A 1,345-nucleotide genomic window follows, 5' to 3' on the forward strand; every position below is an offset into this window, starting at 1 on the left:
GCGGGCGCCGGTGGCGCCGCCGCCGATCCGCTGTAGACGTGGTTGTAGTCGTACTCGCCCTGCGGATCGCGCTCGCGCAGTTGCTGCAGGGCGCGGCGCGTGGACAGGCCCGACGGCACCTGCAGCACCACCAGGCGCAGCCCGAATTCGCCGAAGCTGCGCTGCTCCAACACCGCGAAGCCGGCCGCCTGCGCCGCTTGCAGCGCCGCCGGGTCCGGCTCCAGCGCCACCACCTGCCCGCGCATCACCACCGCGCCGCCCTCGTCGCGCTCCAGCCCGCGCGGATCGCTGCGCAGCAGCGCCTGCAGGCGTTTCAGCCGCAGCCGTTCGAGATCGCCGCGCGCATCCTGCAGCGACTCCCCCACCCGATTCATGCCGCCCTGCATGCCCTGGGTGATGTCCTGCACCAGCCCGCCGGCCGACGGCAGCGCCAGCTGCGCCAACGCCGGTGTCGCCACCGCCAGCCATGCCACGGCCATCCAGCGCATTCGTCTGCCCGTCGCCATGCCCCGCTCCGTTGTCCGCCCCTGTTGGCGTGCCACACTAATCCTGCCATCCCGACCCGCGGTGAACGCCGCGCCGCGCCCATGGAAGAAAACCCCTCCGCCGAACGTATCACCGACATGCACGCCGATCCCACGGCCGCCGTCGGCGACGGCATCTGTACCCTACTGCCGCAGTTGCGGCGCTTCGCGCGTGCCGTCGCCGGCCATCGCGAGGACGCCGACGACCTGCTGCAGATCGCGATCGAGCGCGCGCTGCGCCGCGCCGGGCAATGGCGGCCGGAGACGCCGCTGCAGTACTGGCTGTACGGCATCATCCGCCACGCCTGGATCGACGAGGTGCGGGCGCAGCGGCGAAGGCGGCAGGTGTTCGTCGATGCCGCCGAGGGCGAGCACGTCGGCGACACGCCGCTGGAGCGGCAGCAGGACTGGATGGCCGTGCAGGCCGCGATGGCCGGCCTGCCCGAGGAACAACGCCTGGCGATCGCACTGGTCCTGATCGAAGGCCTGTCCTACAAGGATGCCGCGGCGGTGCTGGAGATTCCGCTCGGCACACTCACCAGCCGGCTCGCGCGTGGGCGCGAAGCCCTGCAGGCGTCACTGGAGGCGACCGCATGAACACCACGATCGACGCACTCACGCTGCAGGCCTACGCCGACGGCGAACTGGATGCGGCGCAGGCCGCCCAGGTGGAAGCGGCGTTGCGCAGCGACCCGCAGCTGACACAGGCCCTGGAACGGCTGCGCAGCCTGCAGGCGCGGCTGCGCGCCGGCTTCGCCCCGGTGCTGGACGAAGCGCTGCCCGCACGCCTGCTCGCCGCCGCGCGGGCACGGCCGACCGGC

2 protein-coding genes and 1 pseudogene are annotated in these 1,345 nt (G+C 72.9%); 2 read left to right on the forward strand and 1 reads right to left on the reverse strand.

Annotation, left to right across the window (positions count from 1 at the left end; translation table 11 throughout):
• A pseudogene (locus D183_RS27330) lies at positions 1-479 on the reverse strand (S8 family serine peptidase); the annotation flags it as partial.
• Positions 480-587: 108 nt separating this feature from the next.
• Here D183_RS27330 and D183_RS0104765 point away from each other — a divergent pair.
• Both D183_RS0104765 and D183_RS0104770 read left to right on the forward strand, forming a co-directional pair.
• Positions 588-1,121 (forward strand): RNA polymerase sigma factor, encoded by a 534-nt coding sequence (locus D183_RS0104765; protein ID WP_017907990.1) that lies wholly within the window; start codon positions 588-590, stop codon positions 1,119-1,121.
• On the forward strand, positions 1,118-1,345 hold a 228-nt coding region (locus D183_RS0104770), incomplete at its 3' end, for a zf-HC2 domain-containing protein (RefSeq protein WP_026144200.1). The genes D183_RS0104765 and D183_RS0104770, both read left to right, overlap by 4 nt.

Source organism: Xanthomonas sp. SHU 199, from assembly GCF_000364665.1.
Lineage (GTDB): Bacteria > Pseudomonadota > Gammaproteobacteria > Xanthomonadales > Xanthomonadaceae > Xanthomonas_A > Xanthomonas_A sontii.